We start from the raw sequence: 26,645 nt of genomic DNA, 5'->3' as shown, positions 1-26,645 counted from the left end.
CGTTTCAACAGATTATTCCTTCCAGACAAGCACGCCGCCCGGTTTTACAGTCCTTTCTCCGATCAGTATTTTTGCCGCGCTGTTCATAGGCATGGTGTAATCATCAGAAGAATAATTCACCGCCACATAAAAACCATCCCGCCAGTATACGAACACTCCCGGCGGATATTGTTCTGTTGTAGCGCCTGCAGCAGTATAAACGTCCTTCAACACGTCCTTTTCCAGCCGGGCGTCGTCGGTATCCACACCGATGTAGGTAACAGTACCTTTGCCCAGCTTGCGTTGTACCACGGCAGCAGCGCCTTTGTAAAACTGGTCGTTATAAACCGCCAGCGTTTCGGTATTTTTGCCTGGCTGTAGTAAGTCTCCCCAATTGTTCCATTTATAGTGACCGGATTTCGTTTGTACGTCGCCGTAGTATTGGTCCGGCAGCATATCGAAGGCGGTGATGCGGGCTCCAATCAATGCCGTTAAAGGCGCGGCCCAACCGGCTTCCCACAGGTACCCTGCGCGGTTTTTCGCCGCCGTACGGCAGGTAATAACCAGGTGGCCGCCGCCCGCTGCATAGTCCTGCCAGTTTTTAATCAAACCACTGTCTGCCAGTTCATATGCCGGAACAATCACTACGTTGTATTTGGATAAATCCGCCGTTTCCGGCACCACATCGGCCTGCGCGCCCAGCGACCTGGCTATCTGCAGGAATTTGACGGGGTAATTCCAGTTGTCCCATTGCCTGGTTTGCCGTTGCTGATCGAAAGACCAGTAGTTCTCCAAATTCCAGAGCACAGCGGTAGAACGTTTAGCCAGTTTTTCAGGTAACGGCGCCCTGGTATCGGCTTCCTTACGCAGGATGTTCATTTCCTTCATGAACTGCATATAGTCGTACCCGCCCGGCGATGGCGTTTCGCCGTCCGTTTCCATGATACCGGAATGATACTGTTCCGCACTGTAGTTGATCTGGCGGAACCGATAAGAACAAGCCAGCTTACCACCGGCTGCAAAAATGTGATACAGCCACATACGTACTGCACCGGGCAAAGGCAAGGGCGTAAAATTGCCCCAGTTGACAGTTCCCGGCTGTATCTCCATAGCGCCGGTTACGCCGCCTACCGATTTGTAATACTCGGCAGCAAAAAGGATCAGGTTACTGTTGCCTAACCGGAATCCCTGCTGACCGATATTGTACGTTCCCCCATTGGGGTAAGCGGTGTACGTGGCGAAGTCCAGCAGCTTCGTGCGCCGGGGATCGGCCCCGGTGGACACGGCGGTGTAATTGGTGGTGATAAACTGATGGGAGGAAATATGTTCCCTTAAAATATGGGCCTGAAAGTCGAGGAATTCGCCCTGTGCATCTGCCAGGTAACGTTTCAGATCGAGTACAGCATGAGGATTGCTGCCCCACCAGCCAACAAGGTTCACATTGGGTAAAATAATCTGGTCAAAGCTGTTGTACCACTGGCTCCAGAAAGCGTTTCCCCATACGGTATTCAAGGTATCAATGGAATGATACTTTTTTTTCAGCCATTCCCGGAATGCTTCCTGGGAAGAGGGGCTGAAATCGTGTTTAGCTTCCGGCTCATTATCCAGCTGCCAGCCGATAACGTTTTCATTTTTTCCATACCGCTGTGCCATTTGGGTTACAATACGGGCTACCAGCCTGCGGTATACCGGGTTCACCACGGAGCTCAGCTGCCGGGTACCATGTTCGCCCCGGATATACTGGCTGTTCATCAGGAAGGTTTCGGGGTACTGGTAACGCATCCATGCCGGCGTAGTAGCGGAGGGTGTACACATCACTACTTTCAGGCGGTATTTGGCGCAAAGGTCCATCACCTTGTCCAGCCATGCAAAATCAAACTTTCCTTCTTCCGGCTCCATCTTAAACCAGGCAAATTCCGCAAGATGCACAAACTCAAATCCCATCTCGGAAATCCTCTTAATGTCGCGCTCCCAGCGGTTAGGGTCCCAATGTTCGGGATAATAATAAATACCCGTCGTGATCAGGCGTTTAGCCGGAAAAAAAGGATTGTCTGGTTGGGAAAACGCCTGCGCTACTGCCAGTACCGCACATAACAACAAAATACACTTCTTCATTTATCAGCTTTAATAATTAAACGATCATTTGATTTTGACGACCCTGATGTTATCGACGGCAGCGTATAACCCGGTGGCGGTAGGCCCTGCGGAGAAATTGGCCGTTTGGATATTCACCGGGCCGGCGCCGGTGGCGGTCAGCAGCGTGGTCATGTCGGTAGCGCTCACGCCTTTGCCGTCGTTGGAACGGAAGCTGCTGAAGGGGATCGTCACCGTGCGCCAGCCTTTGGTGACGTAGCTGGCGGTGGTGCCATCGCTGTGCTGCCACGGCTCATAGCGGGCCATGAAATCGTGGCTGTCTCTCACTACATAGATGGTGGTGCCATTCCATGCGGCAGGAACGTTGATTTCAAACTTCAATGCATATCCCTCCAACGCAGCCTGCAGACTATCTTTCGGCACCCATTGCACGTCTTTGGTATTGATGCTGCGCCCATTAGCCCACCAGGTACGGTCTCCACCAGCGAGTATATCGTTTTTCAGTACCGCGTAAGTGCCGTTACCACCCGGAAAGTCAGCACCTGCACTCTCCAGATTGGTACCCCAGCTGAAGGAGTTAATGTCATCGAAGTTGCAGAGCATGCCGGTGGTAAGATCGTTGACATTATAAACAGTGGTATCGGCGCCGGACTTTGTTGTCACCACTACCCTGCCGCTATGGCTGAGTGATGGCAACACAAAGCCGATGGCCGTTCCTTCTTTGGCAACGGCGAATTGGGTGATGGGTACGCCGGCAAAGGACACCCCTTCTGTAAAAAAGAAGTTGCTGCCGTATATGTATACTGAATCGCCTGTGTGGGCATTTTCATTGGAGATGCCGGTAATGACCGGCCGCGGCGCCACAATACTGAAAGAAAAAGTGGTGGCGCCCTGTGGTGTCACGTAGCGAATGCTGTTCAGGTCTTCCGCTGATACCGTCGGGAAAGGTATGACGGCCGGCAGCTGCACTACCGCGCTGGTATCGGAAAACATAACGCTTTTGATACTGGCAGGCACCCCGTTAAAAGTTACTGTTAAGGCATCTGCCAGATGATGACCGCATACTACTACCCACTGACCGGGTTCTACTGCGGCCAGTAGTGTATCATTCGGAGATGCTGCGTAGTTTCTGATATGAGTGATGACAGGGCCGTTTCCATTCCTGTCCTTTTTACAGGCGGTTTGCACCAGCGCCATTATCCCGGCGAGCAACCATAACGAATGGGAAATTATTTTATTCACTGGAATAAGTGTTTACATGCTTTAATAATAGGATACCGGTGGTTCCAGCAACTTAGGATTGGCCGTTACTTCGGAAGAAGGAATGGGAAATGCAAAGCTGTGAATGGTGGCAGGCGTGATAACGCCATAAGGGCTGGCCGGCGTTACTACACCGTCTGCGTAGGTAAACGTCACCCGCGCCTCATCGTTCAGTTTGGCAATAGCTTCCGTCGGGTTATAGTAAGACAACCGCACCAGGTCTGTCCAGTATTGTCCTTCCGCTGCCAGCTCAAGCCGTCGCTCCAGCAAGAGGGTGTTTGCATCTATCGACGTCCTGGGAGGCACCCCAGCCCTTTCACGTACTTTGTTAAAATATAGCAGCGCATCGGGATTGCTGGTGGCGGCATTATTGCCCAGCAGGGCTTCCGCATACACGAGGTATACGTCTGCCAGTCTTAATAAAGCATTATGCTCTACGGAAGATGTCTGCGTCATGGTAGGCGCATTGTTGTCCTTGTTGGTGCCGATGATATGTTTTTTTAACGCACAGTCGCCGGTAAAACGGTACCCGCCGCCTGCTGCGTTCAACTCCGCATAATAGTCACCATTCAGCATAAAAGTGGCTTTACGGCGCACGGAATCCTGCGAGGTATATAACTTATACAGGTCTACCGTAGGACCGATATTGAACCATCCGGCCTGGCCGTTAGCCGATATTTCCGCGCCCGTGGAGTAGATCTGTAACATATTTCCCTCCAGCCATGCACCGCCGGGCGCCCATTGCAGGGCGAATAAGGACTCAGGGTTATCGTTGAACGTTGTTTTAAAAAGATCTGCATAATTGCGCAGCAGCGACAGCCCGCTGTTCTTACAAACATTACCGGCGTATTTTGCCGCGCTGTCCAGCAGCGCCTGGTCGCGTGTACCAGCGCGGTCCAGTCCCGCTACCGTGAGGTATACTTTACCCAGCATACCTTGCGCCGACCAGGTGGTCAGTCGTCCTGCCACATCGGCGGAAGGCAGGTGTTGTGCTGCAAAAGCCAGGTCATTGATCACAAAACGGAATACGTCTGCCGTCTTTATCCGGTTAAGCAACGGGGAGACCACCAGTTTACTGTTGTCTTCAATCACCGGTACGGCCCCCCAATGTACGGCCAGGTTATAATAGGCAAAGCCTCTTATAAAACGGGCCTCGGCAATAGCAGCATTTTTGTTTACCGCTGCAATACTGTCGGGCGCTTTCTGTTGGATGGCCTGGATGGTAATATTGCAGTGTGCAATGATGTTGTACATCGCCTTCCAGTTGGAAACCATGATCCCGTTCAAACCGGTAACGCTGAATGTATTCAGCTGTACCGCATCTCCCCAGTAGCCTACCGCCAGGTTGCCGCTCAGCACATCGCCCACGGGAAGGTAACAGGTGTAGTTCCAGTCGCCCCAGGGCGAGCCAGCATACAGTGCTGCCGTTGCCAGCCGCAGGTCGTTGGTGGACTGGTAAAAATTATCCGCACTGATCTGCGATAGCGGCGGACGGTCCAGGAAACTTTTGGAACATCCTGCCAGCAACATCACTCCTATCTGCCAGCATAATATTTTTATAATACGTTTCATCATCTCTTATTTATTTGGTCAATTTTACATTTGCGCCGATGGTAAACACGCGCGGTTGTGGATAGAACCCGTTATCAATACCAGCGGCCAGCGGGTCCCAGGAGCCGATTTCAGGGTCTAAGCCCGAATAATTGGTAATGGTAAATGCATTGGATACATTGACATACAGCCGCAGGTAGTGTATACGGATCTTAGAGAGAAGTTTATCCGGCAACGCATATCCCAGGGAGATGTTCTTACACCGCAGGAAAGAGCCGTTTTCCACGAACTTGTCGGAGGTACGGTTATTATCGTTGGTGTTGTCATTTCTCAACCCAACAATCCTGGTATCCGGATTTTTTACGTAAACATTTTTGATGTCGGTGGATGAACCCGCAGGGTCTACCAATGCCAGCTGCGCATAGTTCATGAGCGAACGCAGGTAACCAAAGCTTGTACCGGGATAATCGCCATTGATCCGCATCTGGTTAAAGACTTTATTGCCAATATTGGCATTGAAGAAGATATTAAGATCAAAATTTTTGTAGGAGAAAGTATTATTCAGGCCTATCTGGTATTGGGGAATGGGTGATCCAAGGAATGTTTGGTCCAATTCGTTGATGATGCCATCGCCATTGATGTCTTTGAATTTCAGATCGCCATACCAGATGCTGCCGCCGGCGGGGCCTACGGGCAAACGCACGCCGTTTTTAACCGGCAGCGCATGCGTTTCAAAATCTGCGGGGGTAGCAAATACGCCACCGTCCACCACATAACCGTAGAACTCCCCGATAGAGCGGCCTACTACCGTTTTGCTATAGGGCCGGCTCAGTGAAGCGCCGTCTGTATTAAGTTTGATGACTTCATTGATATTACGTGAAACTGTCACATCTGTTTTCCAGGTAAATTTTTTACCCTGGATATTGGTTGAACTAATCCTGAAATCGAAGCCTTTATTATTAACCGTTCCGATGTTGACGTAAGGCGCATCCAGCGAGCCGGGCGCCCATCCAATGGAAGTACCGGAATACAGTGGTAGGGGAATCTGCATGACCAGTCCATCGGTTCTGCGGTTATAGAAGTCAAAGGCAAAGTTCAGCCGCCAGTTAAAAAACGTTCCATCCAAACCGATATTGGTGTATTTGGTTTTCTCCCACTGAACATAGGGATTGCCCACGTTGACCGTAAGCTGCGCCACGCCGGTGAGGCCTGTTGCAACGGTCGACAGCGTAGAGGTGTAAGCATAGTCCCTGATATTCTGGTTGTTGGTCAGTCCATATCCCAACCTTAGCTTCAGATCATTTATTTTGTTGAACGGCTGCATAAATTCCTCGTTCTTCAGCTTCCAGGCAAACGCGCCGGACCAGGTGGTAACCCAGCGGTTTTGCGGTGCAAATTTGGAAGAGCCATCAGCGCGAACGTTGGCGGTGAACAGGTATTTATCATTAACCCCGGCATTGAGGCGGCCGAAATAGGACTCCTGGGCATTCTGCCCTTTGATGCCGGTATTGGCGGCCGTGGTGGGATCTCCGCTGCTGATTACCTGCACGTTATTGGAGGGGAAATTGGAGCGGGTGGCACTGGAAGCTTCGTTGGTGCTCAGCTGCGCCTCGTGGCCCAATAACATATTCACATTGTACTTCTTTTCAAAGAGATGTGAATAGGTCAGGAAGTTCCTGATGGTAGTAAATAAGTTTTGATTGTAGATGTAGGCACCGCTGTTATTGACGCTTTTTGACAACCCAAACGTATAGGAAGGGTTAAAGCGGTCTTCCGTAGCCATGGAGAAGCTCGCGGTGGCTTCATTTCTCAGCACAAAATCTTTCAGGAAAGATATTTCAGCATACAGGTTACCAAAGAGCTGATTCCTGTTGACCTGATCTTTATTGATTTGTGCAAAGGCGGCAGGATTGGGCATACTATTGACCCACCCGTTCGGATTATAGGCGCCGCCCCAGCTGCCATCCGTGTTTTTCACCGCGATATCCGGCGTCTGGCTCAACGCCATATTGACAATACTGGAGCTGGTGGAGTTCACATTCTCTTTGATATTGATCAATTGCAGGCTGGTGCCTATCTTTAGCCAGTCGGTCGTTTTATTATCCAGGTTAAGCCTTACCGAGAGCCGTTTAAAATCGGAGCCAAGCGCAATGCCTTCCTGTTTAAAATAAGAGCCGGACAGCAGGTATTGTGTTCGTGCATCTCCACCGTTGACCGTCAACGAGTGATTATACATCGGAGCATTTCTGAAGAGCTCCTGCTGCCAGTCGGTGCCTATACCGAGGTATTGCGGGTTAGCAAATTCCGGCCGGGTATCGAATCCCCAACCCAGTCCTTTGTTACGTTCGTTGATAAAAGCGGCATACTCCCGCAGGTTCATCAATGGTAGTTTTTTAGGCAGCTGCTGAAAGCCGGTGTACATATCGTACATAACGGCCGGCGGTGCAATCAATCCTCTTCTGGTAGTGATCACGATTACGCCGTTGGTAGCCTGCGACCCGTAGATGGCAGTAGCGGAAGCATCTTTCAGCACATCGATGGATTCTATTTCAGAAGGGTTGATACCTGCCAGCGGATTGGTGCCTGCTCCGGGAGCGGCCGTACCGCCGATGATCACACCATCGATGACATACAAGGGCGCAGTGGCGCCAAAGGAGGATATACCACGGATTTGCACGGAAACAGCGCCACCCGGCTGACCGGAAATTTGTTGCGCCACCAGTCCCGGCACCTTTCCCTGCAACGCCTGATCGAAAGTGACCGGCTGCGTTTTCCGTATCTCGTCTCCCGTTACCGAAGCGATAGATCCCGTAACATCCTTGCGTTTTGTTTTACCATATCCGATCACCACTACATCTTCCAGCTGGGAAACATTCTCCGCCAGCTCCACCCGGATAATACCAGTGCCGGCGATGGTGACTTCTTTCTTCTGAAAGCCCATCATGGACACTATTAATACGTTGCCTGCCGACGCTTCGATCGTGAACCGGCCCGCCGCATCGGTGACAGCATGGCGGCCCGCATTTTTCAGCGTTACGGAAGCACCCGGAACAGGCGTGGCATTTTTTTGATTCGTGACGATGCCGCTTATGCGGGCGGTTTGGGCGAAGCTGCCGGTACTGAAAAGGAATCCTCCCAGTAGCCATATAAACAGCATCGCCGGAAAGCGATTTATTTTGGTTGAGTACATAAGATTTTTTTAGCGTAAAAACTTCTGGTATTCACAGACAGGTACCCCAAAGCAACCGGATGGACATCCGATTGCATGAATATTCGTGTAACTCAGGGGTATTGTGCAGCATGAGAGAGCATCACAGGAAATATCGTCGGCGGTGGGCCGGGTATTCGCGGTAAACCGCATCTTTACCATGAACCTGGCGCCACCTGACAATATCTCCGTGAAAAGCAGATGGGATAAACAGTATGTCCGGCATAGGCAAACAGACAGTAATTATTTTTGAACGGGCAATAAATCGCCATGAGCCCCGAAGGCCCGGTAACAGTTGAAATTTCATAAACGTGGATTAGGTATCGTAAAAATAGAACAGTATACCCGTATCGTAGGTACCCGATTGTTTCAATTAAAGGGTCTATTTGTTACAAAAACCTGGTTTTCGTTGCTTTCCTTACATTATTCGGCCGTCCATAGTTGTTCCCAGAAAGCCGGAGGAATGACTTTATCCAGCATACGAAAGTTTTCGCTTACCCTTGTTGCTTTGGTGGTGTTGACCGCCACGCTCCTGACGCCGCGAACTTGCAGTCCAAAACTTAAACAGGCTTCTGCCGGTTTAACCTGATGATCCGCACAGATACGAAAAAACCGGTCCCTCCATTCAAAATAAGGCGCATCTCCCGGCAGGCTTCTGTCGAGCTTATGGTAATCAAAATAATCGCTCCCCAGCAGAAAACCGGAATGATAAACCGCCGAATTGATCACATGCACGCCTTTTTTATCCTGCGCTTCTATAAAGGACAATAATTCCGGCGGATGTGTAAATACGGTGAGGCTATTGGCTACCATCATCCAATCGAGTGGTATGTCGCCGGCCACCTGTTGCAATACCCTCCAGTCTTTGGCGCCAATACCCACTGCAGCCACCAGACCTTTTTCCTTCAGGTCAAAAAGTGCCTGATAGGCTTGCAGGATATCGTCGTATAGCCGTGCCCGGTGTTTGGTATCCTTTGCCCTGGCAAGGTATTCATCCGGATCATGTACGGAAACCATTTGCGGTATAAAGCCCCCCAATAATTCATTGCCTTGTTCGAAACATTCTATGATGCCCTGATAACTGATCCGTTGTACCGCATCGTGCTGCAGGTCTTTCCATACGCCAGGCTCAAAGAGCGGTTCCGGTGTTTTCAGTTCGGTGCGGTACCATCCCAGTTTATTGCTGATAATGATTTCCGACCGGTCTGCCTGCAATTCTTTCAGCGCGGCGCCCAGTGTCTCCAAAGCCAGTCCCGCTCCATATTTCCCCGCCGTATCAAAAACAGTCATGCCCGGCGAGCAACGGATACATTCTTTCACAATACTGGTTTTCTCCTGCTCGCTGATGCTCACAAAAAGATTACCCAGGCCGCTTGTACCAAAAATCAGGGCTGGTAGCGGCTGCCCGTTTATTAACAATGATGAATGCATGCGTAATGTTTTAATCCAGGCTGATCATCGCCTTTACTAAATTGCCGTCGGCTATCAGGGAAGGGAATTCTTCCACCATATCATTAAAATGCAGGTAATGCGTGATATATTTTTCAGGTGTGATCTTACCTATACGGATATTTTCCAGCACCCAATCGAAGTCTTTCCGGGTAGCGTTGCGGCTGCTGAGCAGTGTGCCTTCCCGTTTGTGAAATTCGGGATGACTGAAAGTGATGTTGTCTCTTTGCAGTCCTACCAACACATATCTGCCGGCATGCGACATATACCTGAACGCATTGTTGATAGCGCCCAGGTTACCGGTAGCGTCTATCACCACCGTAGGCATGTCTCCCTGGGTGATGTCCCTGAGCTGCTCTTCCAGGTGTTCCTCCTGTGCCAGGAAAGCGCCTTGTACGCCGGCGATTTTTTTTGCCCAGGTCAACCGGTAGGCACTCACGTCGATGGCCAGTACATCAGCTCCTGCTATGGCGGCCATTTCCATCGTTGCCAGGCCTATAGGGCCCGCTCCCACCACCAGCACATTTTCCTGCGGTGCGATCCCTGCGCGCCTGACACCATGTGCAGCGATCGCAAAGGGCTCTACCAGCGCCAGCCGGTCGGCGTTCAATCCATTAGCCGGTAACAGCAGGTGCGATGGTACCATCAGCAACTCCGCCATTCCACCATCCGTGTGCACCCCTATCACCTGCATATGCTGGCAGCAGTTGGTGTGGCCACTTCGGCAGGCTATACACTTACCGCAATGCTGGTACGGGATGACGGTAACCGCATCGCCTTTACGTATCCCCTGTACCTCGCCTTCCACCAGCTCTCCCGCCAGTTCATGCCCCAGTACCCTGGGATAGTTAAAATAAGGTTGTGTACCGCCGAAAGCATGGATATCGGTACCGCATATTCCGATACGCCGGATTTTTATAATAGCATGTCCCGGTAAACATACCGGCTCCGGAACCTCCCGGTATTCCAATCTCCCTGGCTTAATACAAGAAATTATCCGCATGAATCTCTTTTTTAAAAGCGACATTGTTCCGGGACGGTAGTTGTCGGCATAGATGATGAAAAATATCAGGCTAAGGCCATCAGGTAAGTCCCTATTGAATAATAACGTTTATGTTTCTCCCAAAAATAGCCATCGTACGCCTCTCTAAAATTTCCCTATGTCGATAAAAAATTGTACTTTATCGATATTTCATTTTTCCAGATTTACCGGCATGCGCAACGAGCAGACATCTCCCGATTTTATATTGCTGAACATCGGCCATGCCGTGCATAATGCCGATTGGAACTGGCGGAAAGTCTGCAGTCCGTTTATCCGGGTACACTTCATAGAAAGCGGTACAGCACGGCTTATCCGGGAGGACAAAGTATATGAACTGAAAAAGAACCATTTATACCTCACGCCGGCCTACACCAGCCATGGGTACAAATGCGAAGGACATTTATCTTTGTATTACATCCACATTTATGAAGAACAGCACCACCACACCAGTTGCTTTGACCTGATAGATGTTCCGGTGGAGATAAAAGCCGATCCATTGGTTATACAACTGGTCAAACGTCTGGCTGATATTCATCCTGAGCGGAAGTTGCCGCATTTCGATCCGTGGTCGTATGACAACTTTCCCACGCTTATCCGGAACATAGCCCGGCAAAATACCACGCCGCTGGGCTATGAAATGGAGGCGCAGGGTATCATCAGGCAAATCATATCCCGGTTCCTGGTGCACGCCACCCATAAAAACCGGCATATCGACAAACGTATCCTGCAAGCGCTGCGCTATATACACAGCCATCTTCATAAACCTGTCAGCGTAGATATGCTGGCAGAAAACAGTTTTCTTACCAAAGACCATTTTATCCGGCTGTTCAAAAAATATATGGGATGCACACCGGGGAAATACATTAACGGGAAAAAGATAGAAAAGGCGCAGCGGATCATGATGACCCGCGATGTAGCCATCAAAGACCTCGCTTACAGTCTCGGATTTGAGAACGATGCGTATTTCAACCGTTTCTTCAAAAGAGAAACCGGGGAAAATCCCGGCAACTATAAAAAAAAGATCCGGCTTCTGGCCGGTGGCGATTTCACCTAATAAAAAAACACAGCGATGAACTGCTGTGTTTTTTTGCGTTTGTATAACTTTTGTTTTTTACGATCTACACGATACAATTGTTGATCAGGTTCTCCAGCCATTCCTGTTTTCCGCTGGTTTGCACTGGCTCACCGCCTGATACGGCCAGCTGGCGAAGGTCTTCGAGTGAAAGCTTTCCTTCTTCAAACTCGCGGCCTTTGCCGGTGTCGAAGGAAGCGTAGCGGTCGCGCCGAAATTTTTTATAGGTCGTTTGTGTCAGTACTTTTTCCGCGATCACGGCAGCCCGTGCAAAAGTGTCGATACCGCCGATATGTGCATGGAATATATCTTCCAGGTCTGTTGAATTACGCCGGGTTTTAGCGTCAAAATTTACGCCGCCGCCCGAAAATCCGCCAGCTTCCAGGATAATGAGCATGCTTTCCACCAGTTCATTGATACTCGTCGGAAACTGGTCTGTATCCCAGCCATTCTGTGCATCACCGCGATTAGCATCAATACTGCCAAGCATACCGGCATCAGCAGCAACCTGCAGCTCATGCTGGAAGGTATGCCCTGCCAGGGTAGCGTGGTTTACTTCGATATTCAGTTTAAAGTCTTTTTCCAGTCCATACCGGTGGAGGAAACCAATAACAGTAGCGCTGTCAAAATCGTACTGGTGTTTGGTAGGCTCACAAGGTTTAGGTTCAATAAAAAAGGTCCCTTTAAAACCCTGTTTCCTGGCGTAATCGCGGGCCATGCCCAGGAAGCGTGCCAGGTGTTCCTGTTCCCGCTTCATATCTGTGTTCAGCAGTGTCATATATCCTTCACGGCCTCCCCAGAAAACATAATTTTCTCCACCCAGCGCCAGCGTGGCATCCAACGCATTTTTCACCTGTGTGCCGGCATAGGTCACTACAGCAAAATCAGGATTGGTAGCGGCGCCATTCATATATCTCGGATGACTGAATACGTTAGCAGTTCCCCAGAGCAGTTTAACACCGCTGGCAACCTGCTTCTGGCGGGCATAGTCCACTATCAGCTGCATCCTTTTTTCATAGGTGGCAATATCAGTGCCTTCGTCAATCAGGTCCACATCATGGAAACAGTAATAGGGTAACCCCAACTTGGTGATAAACTCAAATGCTGCGTCCATCTTGTCTTTCGCGCTTTGCGCAGGATCTGCGGACTTCAGCCAGGGAAAACTTTTGGTACCCGGACCGAAAGGATCTCCGCCGGTACCACAGAACGTATGCCAGTAGCTCACCGCAAAGCGAAAAAGGTCTTTCATGGATTTTCCTGCGATGATCCGGTTTTCATCATACCACTTATAGGCAAGCGGATTATCTGACTGCGGCCCTTCATAACGGATTTTACCTATCCCTTTAAAATATTCCTGATTTCCAAGTGTAATGCTCATACAAGGGTGATTTTAAAATGATATATTAAAGTTTTGATCGTAGCTCGGTGAGCCATTTCCCGTAGACATCGCGGTACTGCGCCTGCAGGTCTGCCTGGGGTTCTATGACCATCAGGCGTTCCATTCCCCGGAAGGCCTCCCCCATATTCACGTATCCGGCGCCGATGGCAGCTCCGCGTGCCGCCCCCTGCGCCCCGTCCGTATTATACAGCTCTATAACAGTGTTGGCAGTATTGGCGAAGATCTCACGGAAAAGCGGGCTGAGAAACATATTGGCGTGGCCTGCCCTCACCCGGTGAATCTTCAGCCCCATGCCAGACATAATATCTAACCCATAATTGAGCCCGAAAACAATTCCCTCCTGTACTGCCCGCAGCAGTTGCGGGCGGCTATGCCGGTTAAAATCCAGGTATCTGACGGACGCACCGGCCTGCCTGTTGCCCAATATCCGCTCCGCTCCGTTACCAAAGGGGAATACCATGAGTCCATCCGAGCCGGGAGAACAGGTAGCAGCTTCAGTATTCATGGCAACGTAATCAACATCACCCAGTATATTTTTCAACCAGCTGTTGGCGATCCCTGTACCGTTGAGGCACATCAATACGCCGTCCCGGAGATGCTGTTCGTCGTTGCTGACATGAACGAAGGTATTCACACGGCTCTGCTGGTCAGACGCATGTTTATCGTGCACGGCATAAACCACCCCGGATGTACCCGCCGTAGTGGCGGCTTCACCGGGGTTCAGCACATTGAGTGACAAGGCATTGTTGGGCTGATCGCCTGCACGATAGGTAACGGGTATGCCGGCCGGCAGCTGCAGCGCTTCTGCAGCGGCAGCGCTCAGTATTCCCTGTTGGCCAAACGCGGGTACCACGGCAGGCAACAGGGCTTTATCAATATTGTAGTATTCCAATAGTTTGCTGCTGACAGCACTGGCTTTGAAATCCCAGAAGGCGCCTTCAGACAGACCGGAAACGGTGGTGCATACCTCCCCTGTTAGTTTCAGGGCAATAAAATCGCCCGGCAACATTATCTTATCTATGCGTTCATAGACATGTGGTTCATTTTCGTATATCCAGCGCAGTTTGGAAGCGGTAAAATTTCCCGGGGAATTCAGCAGGTGGTCCAGGCAGTATTGTTTTCCCAAGGCGTTGAAAGCCCTGTTACCGATGTGCACCGCACGGCTATCGCACCAGATAATGGCCGGGCGCAATACCTGTTGTTGTTTATCTACACATACCAGGCCATGCATCTGGTAGGCAATACCAATACCGCCAATAACAGCCGCATCTATCCGCACCTGTCGCCGGAGCAGGTTAGTAGCATTGACCACCTCCTGCCACCAGCTTTCGGGGTCCTGCTCCGCCCATCCTTTATGAGGCACCTGTATGGCCATCTCCCGGGAAGGACTGGTAGCAGATGCGATGCACCTGCCACTATCGGCATCCAGTAAGGCAGCTTTTATAGAGGAGGAACCAATATCATAACCAATAAAATACATATTCGATAATTTGATTTGACTGACGGCACAAATGCGCTGCAGCAAATCTACAGGACCATACATCCCGCCACCACTACTATTGTCTAAGAAACATAAACTATTATATACCGCCGGTCTTTCTCCGGAATTCATATCTTAGCAGTTACAGTATAATCCGTGACGTTATGAAGCCGTTAATTGAGAAACTTACCTTATCTGAGAATACATCCTTTGTGGCCAGGACGTATCGTACGCCCAATTTTGAGGTTCCGTGGCATCAACATAACGAGTATGAGCTTATTCTGATCCTGGAAGGCCTGGGGACCGCCTTTGTCGGCGATTATATCGGAGACTTCAGCGCCGGGGATATTTTTTTCCTGGCCCCCAATCTGCCCCATACCTTTCAGAAGGCCGGGGATGTTATTACCAGCGCGGTAGTGATTCAATTTCCGGATGATTTCTGGGGAAACACGCTGATTAATTTACCGGAGGGAGTAGCTGTCAAAAATCTACTGCTGGCCGCCAGACAAGGATTAAAGATCCCTGACAGCTATCGGGAAAAGATGGCCTCTATTATCCGGGAGCTGGAAAACCAGCAGCGCTTTGCACGCTACATCAGTCTTTTTCAATGCCTGCATATCATGGCTGAATCAGGGGATTACCTATCACTCTCCTCCCGGGAACCGGAAACGGGTGGTCCTGTGATACAGGAAGAAATAGATTTAATTCTCCGGTATACCAACAGTAATTTTCAAAATAAGATCAGCCTCCGCGAAGCAGCAGCGGTCGTAAATATGAGCGTAGCCGCCTTCTGCAAGTACTTCCGGAGAAGCACCAAAAAAACCTATATCGATTACCTGAACGAAATCAGGATAGGCTATGCCTGCAAACTGCTGAAAGATACCAGCAAAAGCGTCATTGAAATATGTTTCGAAAGCGGCTTCCATACACTCGCAAATTTTAACAAACAATTCCTCAAATATAAATCCATCACTCCTTCCAGCTTTAGGAGGATGGTTAAACATACGTCCGTTCAATTTGCGATGGACTGTGATAACAGGGTGTTATCCGAAAAGGTTTCCTAAAAAAAGGCACCTGCACCGGGTGCAGGTGCCTGATCGTTACCTGCTTGTCAACGCTTCTATCGTCAGCAGGCAATGAGGAATATCATTTCCCTCGTCAACAAAAATCCGGTTGATAAACTGGAAAGTGTTTTTAGCACTCTGCACCACTGATACTTTCACTTCGCACGAAACACCCACCGGAATGGCTTTGGATACCGTTATGTCTACATTTTCAACGCGCAACACCTTCATGTGCCCGCTACTCAACCATTGAATATTCCCTTCCAATATACATTTGTAAAGAAAGGCCACCGCCACCAAAGGGAAGTCCGGGAAATGACCGAGGCAATGCCTGTACGAAAAGGGTGCAACGGTCATATCAAAGTTGCCGGTACTATGATCGTTCAATATTCTAACTGCCGGCAGGTTTTCCTCTGGAATCGCCTCCATGGGGCCGGCATGCCTGAAAGATGAAAACCGGGTTTCAAAAAAAGGAATGGACAGTATATGAAAGGTGTGGTTAAAACCATATAACACCTCTCCTTTTTCATTGACGATATCCGCGGCGGCGGCGCCGGCCCTGTCAGATGATATATCAGACCGGACATTCATGGTTAACTGCGATGCTTCTTCCATAGCGCCGTAACGAATGGTCCGGATTTTATCCCCCAGGAGGTATTGTCCTCTTGCCTTCGGATATAAACGGGCCAGATTATATTGCCCGAAACAGGCCGAAAGCCGTATCAGTTCTCCCAAAGCAGTAAATTCATAATCCGTGCCGGGGCCCAGCGGTACCGACAGCACATCTCCTGAAACAGAAAACGGCATGGCTTCAGGCTCAAAAAAAGGTGGCTTCATCAACGTTAATATGTCTTCGGTCATCATATTACATTTGAAATTTGTTGAGCAATTGATTTATTACCTAAGATGGTGGCAATTTCATTTACACAATAAAGGATGGCGGCCGAAATGCTTTCAGGGTCCGCCTCTGCGGTGGAGCTATATTGGTCCAGTGCAGCGATGGCGAAGATCCTGGTCAGTATCTGACCGGACATCACCAGTTCCAGGTTACCTGCCGGCATGTATGCCAGCTCCTTTTTATACGGTTCGAGGTGGGCGGCCGCAGCCTGCGTAAACGGTGAGTGGGTTATTAAGTCCCGGAAAGTAGTATGTCCTTCCCTTCCAAACTTCTCCAGGAACTCATTCGCCAGGTAAAGCGACAACACGTCATTGGGGATAGACAGCATCACAAATGCCTGGGCATCGTTCACCGCCATAGCTGCAATATTATCGGACGCGTCGTACCGGTACCCATTGGCGCCGCAGAGAATCTGATAATGCATTGCTCCGCTGAGCATACAATCCGACGCCATTACCTTGATACATTGAGCAGGGAATATTTCCCGTGTTCCCTTTTCATTGTTCCGGAAAAAATCAATTACATAATGAAACAATGCCTGGCAGATGGTCCGGCAGGCGGCAATATTACCGAGCCTGTAGCGAACAAACGCAATGTCCTTCAAATAACCGGCAGGACAGGGTCTTTCGCTGGCGAACTTCACAGATTCTTCATACATCCTGGACAGAAACCCATTACCCAGTGAGGCAAACTGTCTCCAGGTGGGAATAATCAATTGGTATATTTCAGGGATTCCGGTACCACAAAGGTTTAGCCGGCGATAGTCCGGAACGTAAGCGTCCAGCTCGTTAACACCAAAATCTATCACATGAAGCCCTTTAGGCTGGTATGTTTGAGCCGTCCGGAAGCCACCCGCTGCGCTTTTATGCACATAAAAACCGAAAGCGCCGGCTGTTTCATCCTGCCCCTTGTTTTTAGCCGTAACCAGCCACCAACCTGCGCTGGTACTGAAACACTGCCAATGCTTTTTACCTTTTATCCGGAAACCGTCACCTTCTTTTTCAGCGACGGTCTGCATCAGGCGAAGACCGGACCCTACTTCCGGCTCTATGATGGCGATCCCGCCCAGGCCCGCATGATCGGAAAGATCTGCTAACACTTCTTTTTTCAGCGCTTCTGTACCGTACTCCATCACATTGTCTGCAAAAAGAAGTGTCGACACGATGAAAGACATGGCGAGCCCTAAATTATGATAGGCAGCCTGTGCTATCATCCGGGATAGTTCCTCATAGTTCTCCCGGCCATCGTCACTGCGACGGATAACAGGCTGGTAAATCCCTGCGGTTACCAGTTTCTCCCACCACGCTTTGGAGATGTTCCCCTGGGTGTAATGACGGTAGTCAAAAGCGGAAAAATGTTCGCATACCTGCTCCAGAAAAGGAGTTTGTTTCATTGAAAACGTTTGCATAACTTATCTGTCTTTTTATTGATGTGTACTGTTTTTTTTATTGATTCGTACCGTCATAAGCCCATTTCAAATATCCCGCTCCCCAGGTGAAACCTGCGCCAAATGAAGCCAACAGCAAATGATCACCCTTCTTTAACTGTTTTTCATAATCCCACAGGCACAGGGGAATTGTTCCGGCACAGGTATTTCCCAGGCGATCTATATTGATCATCACTTTTTCTTCCGCCAGTCCTACCGCCTGCATCACCGTTTCCAGTATCCTTTTATTGGCCTGATGCGGCACCAGCCAGGTAACCTGGTCCAGTGAAAGCGCATTTCTAACCAGGACTTCCTTTAAAACATCTTCCAGGGAAGAGACCGCGAATTTGAATGTACCCTTGGGCTCCATATGCATGACATGCATGACGTTTTTTACAGTCTCCATGGTAGCAGGCATCTGTGAGCCGCCGGCCCTGATGGAAACATATTCATACCCGGAGCCGTCGGTCCTGAAAACAGAATCCAGTAACCCGTATCCTTCATAGTCCGGTTCCAGCAGCACCCCACCCCCGCCATCGGCAAAGACGGCGCTGGTCAGTCTTTCGTTATAATCCAGAAATGCGCTCATATGGTCGGCGCCAATCACCATTACCTTTTTGTACATACCGCTTTCAATGTAGCGCGCTCCCATATCCAATGCCGCCATAAAGCCGGAACAGGCGAGGTTTACATCAAAAGACCAGGCATTCGTTGCACCGAGCTTATGACAGACCAGATTTGAGGTACAGGGAAGCAACCGGTCAGGTGTAGAGGTGGCGAGGATCATCAAATCCAGCTCCTCCGGTCCCATTCCCCGTTTGCGCAGAATATCCTCCGCGACCGATAAACAAATCCTGGATGTTCCCATTGGGCCTTTTAATATCCGTCGTTCTTTAATCCCTAACCGGCTCTCTATCCACTCTTCCGTAGTGTCCAGCGAGGCGACCAGCTCAGCGTTGGTTAAAATAAATTCCGGAACCCATCCGCCCACGGCGGTGATAGCAGCTGTAATTTTCTCCATAGCTAATCTTGTTTAGTGATTATCATTAAATTGAAATAATGCAAAAGAATGCAGGAGATATCTGAAGATATCCGCGAGGTAACCGCAATTAGCCAAACACGGGAGTTCGCAACCCGGTATAACTTGCAGGTTATTTTGAGTTAGTAATGCATGCTGCCCTTCCGCCTCTTTTGCAAAAAGCGCTCAGAAGAAGAAGTAAATAGTGGAAAGAGGTTTCCCTATGGTCCCTTAGTACCAAACAGGAACAATACAAGTCGCCGGAAGATATGGTTAACGTGCACAACACCGCACAGGTTTGCATTTGGTCCCGGGGAGCAATACGATGCCCGGTTAGGGCGCCTATCTTCCCAAACGATTCACATAGACTTCTTTAAACACCGGCAATTGAAAGGAAAGTGGTCATGCAGTGGTAACTACAGTAACATCATCATGATGCTGTTACCAGTATAAACACATGACGCTGAATAATAAATTGTTTCCCCGGTAATGTGTGGGTGGATGATATGGTTTTCATGGTTACTTTGAGTTAGTAGATGATGGTTTTCATTGCTACGCCCGAAGTTATCCTATCTCACCGCAATATTATCGCAGTGGATTATTTTTTAGATCATGACAATGTTAAACGATTGAAGGTTGGGATCTTCTTCTTTTTCTCCAAACGGCCTTCTCCAATTCAACCGCAAAAAATACTAATGAAGCCACCGCACCAACGAGTAAAAATTCTCCTGGTGTCAGCGCTTCTGTTTGAAAAACGCGATGAAAAAAGGGAACAAAGGTGATGGTAATCTGGAGCAATAAAATTATTAGCACCGAGCTAACAAGCAGCTTATTGGAAAACAGCCCTGATTGAAATACGGACTGTTGTTCTGAACGAACGGCCAGTACATGGCCCATCTGGCTCAGGCATAAAACATTGAAAACAATGGTTTGCCAGTGCAATCCATTTCTTATAGCCCATCCCTGTAATAATAGTGTGGTCCCTGCCATCAAAGTTCCTACCCAAATCATATGTGTCCCGCGGCGGCCAGCAAAGACGCTCTGCTGCGGAGGCCTTGGAGGTCGGGTCATAATATTTTTTTCAGCTTTCTCGAATGATAATGAAATAGCGGGAATCCCATCCGATACCAGGTTGATCCATAAGAGATGAATGGGCAACAAGGCAATTGGCAATCCTAAAGGAGGCCCCAGTAAAACAACCAATAGCTCCCCCAAATTAGTTGTCATCAGGTATTTAATAAACTTCAGTATGTTGTCATAAATCCGCCGTCCCTCTCTTACCGCCCTTACTATGGTAGCGAAATTATCATCCAGTAAAATCATCTGGGCCGCTTCCCTGGAAACATCTGTTCCCGTAATACCCATCGCTATTCCGATATTTGCTCTTTTAAGTGAAGGCGCGTCGTTAACGCCATCACCGGTCATCGCCACATAATGCCCCTTTTGCTGTAAAGCTTTCACAATCTGCAATTTTTGTTCGGGCGACACTCTGGCATATACTTTTATCCGCTCCACTTCAGCAAGAAAGCCGTCATTGTCCATTGCCGCCAGTGCAGCGCCTGTAATGACAGCATCCTGCTCACTACCTAAAATGCCGATGCGCAGGGCAATGTTTTTTGCCGTCAGCGGATGATCGCCTGTTATCATTACCGGTACAATGCCGGCGGTTTTACATTGAGACACCGCTTCCGATACCCCTTCTCTGGGAGGGTCCATAATGGCAGCAAAGCCTAAAAATTGCAAACCAGCCTCATGGATGTCGCTTTGGAGACTTTCGGGCAATTCATCCCAGTAACGACATGCAAATCCCAATACCCGGAAGCCATTAGCCGCCATGTCATCCACTTCTTTTTTAATAGATTGAAAGTCCTCCATACCATCACACCGGAGCAGTAATATGTCCGGCGCCCCTTTAGTGAAAGAGATGATGCCGTTTTTATGTTGATGAAATGTCGTCATTAATTTACGGTCGGCATCAAAGGTAAGCTCGGCCATCCGGGGCCAATCCCCGGTGGCTACTTTTCGCTCATTGGCTGCTTCCAGTAAAGCGATCTCCGTACTATCCCCCTTCATGTTTCCCTCCGTATCCATCACTGCATTGTTATTTGAAGAGAATGCCTGCAACATCAGGCCTCCATATTCATCGGGTTTAAAGGAAGGCAGATCTTTTCTTTTATACCATTTTCCATTAATAAAAATCTGCTCCACATGCATTTTATTTTGGGTAAGGGTGCCGGTCTTGTCTGTACAGATATAGGTAACAGACCCCAGCGTTTCTACTGCCGGTAATTTTCTGATAAGAATATTGAACCGGACCATTCTCCTGGCAGCCAATGCCAGCGAAATAGTGATTACAGCAGGGAGCGCCTCAGGGATGGCTGCCACCGCCAGCGAAATACTGATCATCAGCATTTTTATCACCTCCTCACCTCTCCACCATCCCATCAGAAAAAGTAAAACACACAGGAATAACACCCATACAGATAATTTCTTCCCGAACGACGCCATACGCTGCTGCAGGGGCGTAGGCGCCTCTTCCTCCTGGAGCATTTGAGCTATTTTCCCCAGTTCTGTTTGCATACCGGTGGCCACTACAATGGCAACTCCGCGGCCGCAAGTCACGAAAGTTCCCTTGAAAGCCATATTTCTCCTATCCCCTACCGGTAAATTATTACGTTCCAATGAATGCGTTACCTTATCAATTCCGTGGGATTCACCGGTCAGCGCGGCCTCCTCCACCTTCAAGGTCATCGCCTCCATCAACCGTACATCAGCCGGAACAGCATTACCCGATTCCAGTATAATTATATCGCCGGGTACCAATGCTGTAGCCGGCATCCAGCTTTCCACTCCGTCCCGTAAAACCCTGGCTTGCGTAACAGCTATTTGTTTTAAAAACTGCATAGCTCTTTCTGCACGGTATTCCTGTATAAAACCAACAACAGCATTTATAAAAGCCACAATAAGGATAACAAATGTATCAGTCAGGTCACCAATGATACCGGATATTATAGCCGCCACCAGCAGAATTAAAATCATTACATCTTTGAATTGCCGCAGGAACATACCCGTGACGCTGTTTTTTTTTGTTTCCTGCAATTCATTGGCCCCGTACTTCAATAGCCTTGCCCCAGCCTCCGGCATACTCAGCCCCCATCGCCTTGTATCCAGCAATTCGAGTGTTGCGTCTACACTTAAGGTATGCCAGTTCATCAAACTTTATTTCATAAAAACAGCTGCCACACCTTCGATTCTTTGGGCCAGGGCTACTGTAAACCGGGATGCTTTTCCGGCAGGTGTGCGTGGCAGATAAAGCTAAGAGCAAAAGAGTTTACAAAGAATGACGAAAATCATGTAACAGGTATTACCTGCCCACGATCTTCTTTGTTATAAATTCATTGAAAAAGAAATCCCTGTAAATACCTCCAATAGGGATTTCGTTTGCACCGATGTACACCGTGTTATTATCCACAGAACCGATATGTTTAACATTGATGACGTAGGATTTACTCACCCTCACGAACATATCTTTTGGCAATTGATCGTAGATAGTCTTGATATTCATTGCCGTAACCACCTTGCGGTCCTCGCTGTGCATGACGACATAATCTTTCAGGCCCTGGATAAAAAGTATGCTATTGAAATAGACTTTAAAAATTCGACGGTCTGCTCTTACAAAGAAAAAGTCGTCGGCCACCTGTTCGATATTGTTACCGGCGTAATCTGTCAGGAATAATTTGGAGTAGGTATGGGCTTTTTCAACGGCCTTTTGGAAACGCGCTAATTTTATGGGTTTTATCAGGTAGTCGATTGCATCTACCTCATAGCTATCGCTGGCAAATTCAGCATAGGCAGTGGTAAAAATCACAAATGTTTCTTTCGGAATGGTTCGGGCAAATTCAATTCCGTTAATCCCAGGCATTTGTATATCAAGAAAGATTAATTCCACCTTATTGCTTCCGATAAAATCCATCGCGGATTCGGGGCTATTGAATGAACCGATTAAATCCACATGACCAGTTTGGGCAATCAACATCTCTATGGCTTCTCTTGCCAGTGGTTCATCATCTATGATAATACAGTTCATGATGCAATACGCTTTATGGTTAAAGTTACGCAATACCTTTCCGGGTCATCTTCGATATTTAAACGATGTGCTGCCGGGAACAAAAGCTCCAGTCTTCGCTTTACATTTGCCAACCCCAATCCGCCCGCATTACCAGCGGATGTAAGCATAGGCTTGGAGTTAATACATTTAAAGAAAAGTTCATCGTCGCTAACAACAAAATACAGGTCTACATAAGATGGTCTTGTTGCATCGTTATTGTGTTTTACCGCATTTTCCACGAACGAAATGAACAGCAAAGGAGGAATTTGCACGCCACTCAAGTCGCCTTCTTTCGAGATCAGGAAATCAAAGCTATCACGCCTTACTTTTTCCAAATTTAAAAAATCTTCCAGGAAATGAATATCCGAAGTTAACAATACTTTGTCCCTTGCACTGTCATATAGTTGGTAGCGCAATAAATCGCTCAGCTTCATGAGCACCTGCGAGGCTTTTTCGGGATCTTTCTTCGTCAGCACATTCGCATTGTTCAGCATATTAAACAAAAAATGCGGGTTGATCTGGTTTTTCAATTGTTCCAATTCCGCATTCGTTTTCGATTGCTCCAGCTCATAGATCAGTTGTTTATCCATCATCCCCTTCTGAAACAGTTTTATGGACGAAGAAGCCGCCAACAGCAGTGCTGTAAGGAAGGAAAAAAGCGGGATATTCAGGCCATTTGCTTTATTGAAAGGATTGAAAAAATAACCGCCGACAGCCATCACAACCAGAATAGCCAGCACAGACAGGCAGTAAGCAATGTTTCTATTGTTGAACAATAGCTTTGGTACCAGCACATACATATTTACATAGAACAACACAATAAAGTATACAAATATCACTATCGGATTGGCAATTACACCAGCGCTGTTGTACAACACAATACCTATAAAAAAGATGAGCAGCAAATGCCGGAATATCCTGAGCCGGGGTGAAATCAGGAAACGGAAAAGCACGTTTTCGCTAATAAGCTGTTGATGGGTAAAATCATTCATTTATTAAATTGTATAGCATAAACTTATACATGAAATACCTTGGTCCGATCTGCTTTTATACGAAGGTACATGCTTTTTATACGAAATCGGGAAGTATTACAAAACGTATAAATCAGCTATATATTTCGTAGCACCCCGGCATGCTTTGCTATAAAAGACACCGCATTTAATATAATTACAAAAAGGCGGTTATCCTACGGGATAGTTTTGTATCGAAATCCATTTTTACAGCATGATATACAAAGCTATTTATTCACTACTGCTGATCATCATTTCGTGCAGGGTCTATTCGCAGGAACGGGTTACCTTGAGTGGAACAATCACCATGAAGACAAGTACCGAAACCATCATCGGCGCCAGCATTTTTATTCCGGAAGCAAAAATATCTGCCATTACCAATACATACGGCTTTTATAGTATTACCCTGCCCAAGGGAGAATATACTATCGTTGTCAGCTGTGTAGGATTTGAGACCCTGGAGGAACATATCGTTCTCCCGGCAAACCTCAGGAAAAATCTTTCGATGGCTGAAAAAAGTAAAACGCTGGATGAAGTAGTGGTAAAATACAATAGTGCAGCCAGTAATATCCGGAAGCCGGAAATGAGTGTAAATAAACTGTCTATCGCCACCATCAAAAAAATGCCGGCAGTAATGGGCGAGGTGGATATTTTGAGAGCTATCCTGCAACTTCCGGGAGTAGCCAATGCCCAGGAAGGCTCTACAGGCTTTAACGTCAGGGGCGGTTCAGTTGACGGCAATCTGATATTGTTAGATGAAGCAGTGGTGTACAATACTTCACACCTGTTCGGCTTTCTATCGGTTTTTAATGCCGATATCATTAAAGACTTGAAATTGTATAAAGGTGGAATACCGGCTAATTTCGGTGGACGTACTTCCGCTGTCCTGGATATTTATCAAAAAGAAGGGAATAACAGGGAATATCATCTAACAGGTGGAATCGGGGCGGTTTCCAGCAGACTATTAGCAGAAGGTCCCATTGTAAAAGATAAAAGTTCCTTTGTGGTTGCCGGCCGTACATCCTATGCTCATCTATTCCTGAAACTGGCAGACAATCCCAATACGATTTCTTTCTACGATTTAAATGCCAAATTGAATTATAGGATCAATGACAATAACAGGATCTTCGCCTCAGGATATTTCGGAAAGGATAAAATGGATTTCAGTAATTTCTTCCGCAACGATTATGGCAACTCATTTATCAATCTACGGTGGAATCATCTTTTTTCGGAAAAGTTTTTCTCCAACGTATCTATCATCTATAGTAAGTATGATTATGGCCTGAAGATAAATTATATTGGCCTTGATTGGGTGTCGGATATCCGCAACTATAACTTTAAGTATTATTATACACAACACCTGTCAGACAAACTGGCATTGAATTATGGCATCAATGCTATTTATTACCAGTTCAATCCCGGTACCATAAAACCGATAGATGCTACATCCGCTATCAATCCCGACCAGATTGAAAAAAAATATGCCTGGGAAAATGCACTATATATCAGTGCCGAACAGCAACTCACGGAAAAAATTTCGTTGACTTATGGACTACGATATAGTTATTTCCTGCGAACAGGAGAACAACATGTAAATAATTATGCCGGCAACCAACCGGTATTTTTCAACCCTCAGCTACAAATTTATGAGGCTGGAACACCCACAGGTATAACGTATTACAATAAAAATCAAAAAATTATTGATTTTGGAAATATAGAACCTCGTTTAGCAGTTTCTTATGCTTTGAATAACGATCAATCCGTTAAGGCGAGCTATAACCGGATGAGTCAATATATCCATTTAATTTCCAACACGGCTTCCGTATCTCCGCTCGATATCTGGGCGCCGAGCGATCAATATCTGAAACCGGAAACTCTCGACCAGGTTGCGTTAGGCTATTTCAGCAATTTCCGCAATGGAAAATATTCCGTGGAAACAGAGATGTTTTACAAGAAAACTAAAAACAAAGCTGATTACATTGACGGCGCCGAATTGATTGCTCAAAAAGCCATAGAACAGGTGATGTTAAATGGAGAAGCGCGGGCTTACGGACTGGAAGTAATGCTGAAGAAAAATACCGGAAGGCTGACTGGCTGGCTCTCCTACACCCTTTCTAAAGCGGAGCAGCGCACACCAGGGAGAAACGCGGCGGAACCTGGCATTAACAACGGCCAATGGTACCGCGCCAACTACGACAAAACGCATAACCTTTCACTGACAGCCGCTTATCAGCTGGCAAAAAAGTGGAGCCTGGGCGGCATCTTCACCTACCAGACAGGGAAAGCGGCCACCTTTCCCACCGGCAAATACCAATATCAGGGAATTACCATTGCCAATTACGGAGAGCGAAATGGCAATTCACTTCCTGCTTATCATCACCTGGATGTATCAGCCACCTACACTCCCAAACCTGACAGCAAAAAAAGATGGAAAAGTGAATGGGTTTTCAGTATTTACAACGCTTACGGCAGAAACAACGCCGCCGCGCTGATGTTCGAACAAAACCGGGAAACAGGGCTAAGCGAAGCAAAGCGGATATCGATTTTCGGCATCATACCAGGTGTGACTTACAATTTCAAATTTTAA

18 protein-coding genes are annotated in these 26,645 nt (G+C 47.9%); 4 read left to right on the top strand and 14 right to left on the bottom strand.

Annotated elements, in window-relative coordinates; all coding sequences use genetic code 11:
- Positions 1-12: 12 nt before the first annotated feature.
- Genes ICL07_RS20130 through ICL07_RS20115 form a run of 4 tightly spaced genes read right to left on the bottom strand, consistent with a single transcriptional unit; the run spans position 13 to position 8,041 of the window.
- The gene (locus tag ICL07_RS20130; protein ID WP_188089846.1) at positions 13-2,094 is read right to left on the bottom strand and encodes a beta-galactosidase; all 2,082 of its coding nucleotides are present in this window, start codon (positions 2,092-2,094) and stop codon (positions 13-15) included.
- A 24-nt stretch (positions 2,095-2,118) separates the two neighbouring features.
- The gene (locus ICL07_RS32725; RefSeq protein WP_188089845.1) at positions 2,119-3,315 is read right to left on the bottom strand and encodes a glycan-binding surface protein; all 1,197 of its coding nucleotides are present in this window, start codon (positions 3,313-3,315) and stop codon (positions 2,119-2,121) included.
- Between the two features lie 21 nt (positions 3,316-3,336).
- Complete coding sequence (locus ICL07_RS20120) at positions 3,337-4,908, bottom strand: RagB/SusD family nutrient uptake outer membrane protein (protein WP_246485122.1); 1,572 nt, start codon at positions 4,906-4,908, stop codon at positions 3,337-3,339.
- A gap of 7 nt (positions 4,909-4,915) precedes the next feature.
- Complete coding sequence (locus ICL07_RS20115; RefSeq protein WP_246485121.1) at positions 4,916-8,041, bottom strand: SusC/RagA family TonB-linked outer membrane protein; 3,126 nt, start codon at positions 8,039-8,041, stop codon at positions 4,916-4,918.
- Positions 8,042-8,177: 136 nt separating this feature from the next.
- Between ICL07_RS20115 and ICL07_RS20110 the strand changes: the two genes are divergently transcribed.
- On the top strand, positions 8,178-8,345 hold the full coding sequence (locus tag ICL07_RS20110; RefSeq protein ID WP_188089843.1) for a hypothetical protein: 168 nt from the start codon (positions 8,178-8,180) through the stop codon (positions 8,343-8,345).
- Positions 8,346-8,515: 170 nt separating this feature from the next.
- Here ICL07_RS20110 and ICL07_RS20105 read toward each other — a convergent pair whose 3' ends face one another.
- Both ICL07_RS20105 and ICL07_RS20100 read right to left on the bottom strand, forming a co-directional pair.
- Positions 8,516-9,523, bottom strand: a complete 1,008-nt coding sequence (locus tag ICL07_RS20105; protein WP_188089842.1) for an aldo/keto reductase — start codon at positions 9,521-9,523, stop codon at positions 8,516-8,518.
- 10 nt (positions 9,524-9,533) lie between these two features.
- Positions 9,534-10,544, bottom strand: a complete 1,011-nt coding sequence (locus ICL07_RS20100) for a zinc-binding alcohol dehydrogenase family protein (protein WP_188089841.1) — start codon at positions 10,542-10,544, stop codon at positions 9,534-9,536.
- Between the two features lie 157 nt (positions 10,545-10,701).
- On the opposite strand from ICL07_RS20100, the gene ICL07_RS20095 reads away from it, so the two are divergent.
- Complete coding sequence (locus tag ICL07_RS20095) at positions 10,702-11,637, top strand: AraC family transcriptional regulator (RefSeq protein ID WP_188089840.1); 936 nt, start codon at positions 10,702-10,704, stop codon at positions 11,635-11,637.
- A 64-nt stretch (positions 11,638-11,701) separates the two neighbouring features.
- Here the strand turns inward: ICL07_RS20095 and xylA are convergent, their stop codons facing one another.
- On the bottom strand, positions 11,702-13,033 hold the full coding sequence (xylA, locus tag ICL07_RS20090; protein ID WP_188089839.1) for a xylose isomerase: 1,332 nt from the start codon (positions 13,031-13,033) through the stop codon (positions 11,702-11,704).
- Positions 13,034-13,058: 25 nt separating this feature from the next.
- The gene (locus ICL07_RS20085) at positions 13,059-14,534 is read right to left on the bottom strand and encodes a xylulokinase (protein ID WP_188089838.1); all 1,476 of its coding nucleotides are present in this window, start codon (positions 14,532-14,534) and stop codon (positions 13,059-13,061) included.
- 164 nt (positions 14,535-14,698) lie between these two features.
- Between ICL07_RS20085 and ICL07_RS20080 the strand changes: the two genes are divergently transcribed.
- The gene (locus ICL07_RS20080) at positions 14,699-15,598 is read left to right on the top strand and encodes an AraC family transcriptional regulator (protein WP_188089837.1); all 900 of its coding nucleotides are present in this window, start codon (positions 14,699-14,701) and stop codon (positions 15,596-15,598) included.
- 36 nt (positions 15,599-15,634) lie between these two features.
- Here the strand turns inward: ICL07_RS20080 and ICL07_RS20075 are convergent, their stop codons facing one another.
- The 6 genes from ICL07_RS20075 to ICL07_RS20050 all read right to left on the bottom strand — a co-directional run bounded on the left by ICL07_RS20075 (position 15,635) and on the right by ICL07_RS20050 (position 23,848).
- Complete coding sequence (locus tag ICL07_RS20075; RefSeq protein ID WP_188089836.1) at positions 15,635-16,462, bottom strand: hypothetical protein; 828 nt, start codon at positions 16,460-16,462, stop codon at positions 15,635-15,637.
- Positions 16,459-17,889, bottom strand: coding sequence for an acyl-CoA dehydrogenase family protein (locus ICL07_RS20070; RefSeq protein WP_188089835.1), 1,431 nt, complete (start codon positions 17,887-17,889; stop codon positions 16,459-16,461). The genes ICL07_RS20075 and ICL07_RS20070 overlap by 4 nt, the downstream gene beginning before the upstream one ends.
- Before the next feature lie 52 nt (positions 17,890-17,941).
- Positions 17,942-18,943, bottom strand: a complete 1,002-nt coding sequence (locus ICL07_RS20065) for a 3-oxoacyl-ACP synthase III family protein (RefSeq protein WP_188089834.1) — start codon at positions 18,941-18,943, stop codon at positions 17,942-17,944.
- Between the two features lie 618 nt (positions 18,944-19,561).
- Positions 19,562-22,153: a cation-translocating P-type ATPase gene (locus ICL07_RS20060; protein WP_188089833.1), complete on the bottom strand. Its 2,592-nt coding sequence runs from the start codon at positions 22,151-22,153 to the stop codon at positions 19,562-19,564.
- 151 nt (positions 22,154-22,304) lie between these two features.
- A complete protein-coding gene (locus ICL07_RS20055) occupies positions 22,305-23,027 on the bottom strand; it encodes a LytR/AlgR family response regulator transcription factor (RefSeq protein WP_188089832.1) in 723 nt (240 codons plus the stop codon).
- Positions 23,024-23,848 (bottom strand): sensor histidine kinase, encoded by an 825-nt coding sequence (locus tag ICL07_RS20050; RefSeq protein WP_246485120.1) that lies wholly within the window; start codon positions 23,846-23,848, stop codon positions 23,024-23,026. Before ICL07_RS20050 ends, ICL07_RS20055 begins: the two co-directional genes overlap by 4 nt.
- 424 nt (positions 23,849-24,272) lie before the next feature.
- On the opposite strand from ICL07_RS20050, the gene ICL07_RS20045 reads away from it, so the two are divergent.
- Positions 24,273-26,645 (top strand): TonB-dependent receptor, encoded by a 2,373-nt coding sequence (locus ICL07_RS20045; RefSeq protein ID WP_188089830.1) that lies wholly within the window; start codon positions 24,273-24,275, stop codon positions 26,643-26,645.

This window comes from Chitinophaga qingshengii (genome assembly GCF_014529935.1).
Classification (GTDB): Bacteria; Bacteroidota; Bacteroidia; order Chitinophagales; family Chitinophagaceae; genus Chitinophaga; species Chitinophaga qingshengii.
Note: the sequence above shows the minus strand (reverse complement) of the source record. Positions and strands in the feature narration are given on the sequence as shown.

Coding starts and splice junctions, on each gene's coding strand:
- ICL07_RS20130 (WP_188089846.1), bottom strand. CDS start 2,094: ATGAAGAAGTGTATTTTGTTGTTATGTGCGGTACTGGCAGTAGCGCAG.
- ICL07_RS20120 (WP_246485122.1), bottom strand. CDS start 4,908: ATGATGAAACGTATTATAAAAATATTATGCTGGCAGATAGGAGTGATG.
- ICL07_RS20115 (WP_246485121.1), bottom strand. CDS start 8,041: ATGCTGTTTATATGGCTACTGGGAGGATTCCTTTTCAGTACCGGCAGC.
- ICL07_RS20105 (WP_188089842.1), bottom strand. CDS start 9,523: ATGCATTCATCATTGTTAATAAACGGGCAGCCGCTACCAGCCCTGATT.
- ICL07_RS20100 (WP_188089841.1), bottom strand. CDS start 10,544: ATGCGGATAATTTCTTGTATTAAGCCAGGGAGATTGGAATACCGGGAG.
- ICL07_RS20095 (WP_188089840.1), top strand. CDS start 10,702: ATGTCGATAAAAAATTGTACTTTATCGATATTTCATTTTTCCAGATTT.
- xylA (WP_188089839.1), bottom strand. CDS start 13,033: ATGAGCATTACACTTGGAAATCAGGAATATTTTAAAGGGATAGGTAAA.
- ICL07_RS20085 (WP_188089838.1), bottom strand. CDS start 14,534: ATGTATTTTATTGGTTATGATATTGGTTCCTCCTCTATAAAAGCTGCC.
- ICL07_RS20080 (WP_188089837.1), top strand. CDS start 14,699: ATGAAGCCGTTAATTGAGAAACTTACCTTATCTGAGAATACATCCTTT.
- ICL07_RS20075 (WP_188089836.1), bottom strand. CDS start 16,462: ATGATGACCGAAGACATATTAACGTTGATGAAGCCACCTTTTTTTGAG.
- ICL07_RS20070 (WP_188089835.1), bottom strand. CDS start 17,889: ATGAAACAAACTCCTTTTCTGGAGCAGGTATGCGAACATTTTTCCGCT.
- ICL07_RS20065 (WP_188089834.1), bottom strand. CDS start 18,943: ATGGAGAAAATTACAGCTGCTATCACCGCCGTGGGCGGATGGGTTCCG.
- ICL07_RS20060 (WP_188089833.1), bottom strand. CDS start 22,153: ATGAACTGGCATACCTTAAGTGTAGACGCAACACTCGAATTGCTGGAT.
- ICL07_RS20055 (WP_188089832.1), bottom strand. CDS start 23,027: ATGAACTGTATTATCATAGATGATGAACCACTGGCAAGAGAAGCCATA.
- ICL07_RS20050 (WP_246485120.1), bottom strand. CDS start 23,848: ATGTATGTGCTGGTACCAAAGCTATTGTTCAACAATAGAAACATTGCT.
- ICL07_RS20045 (WP_188089830.1), top strand. CDS start 24,273: ATGATATACAAAGCTATTTATTCACTACTGCTGATCATCATTTCGTGC.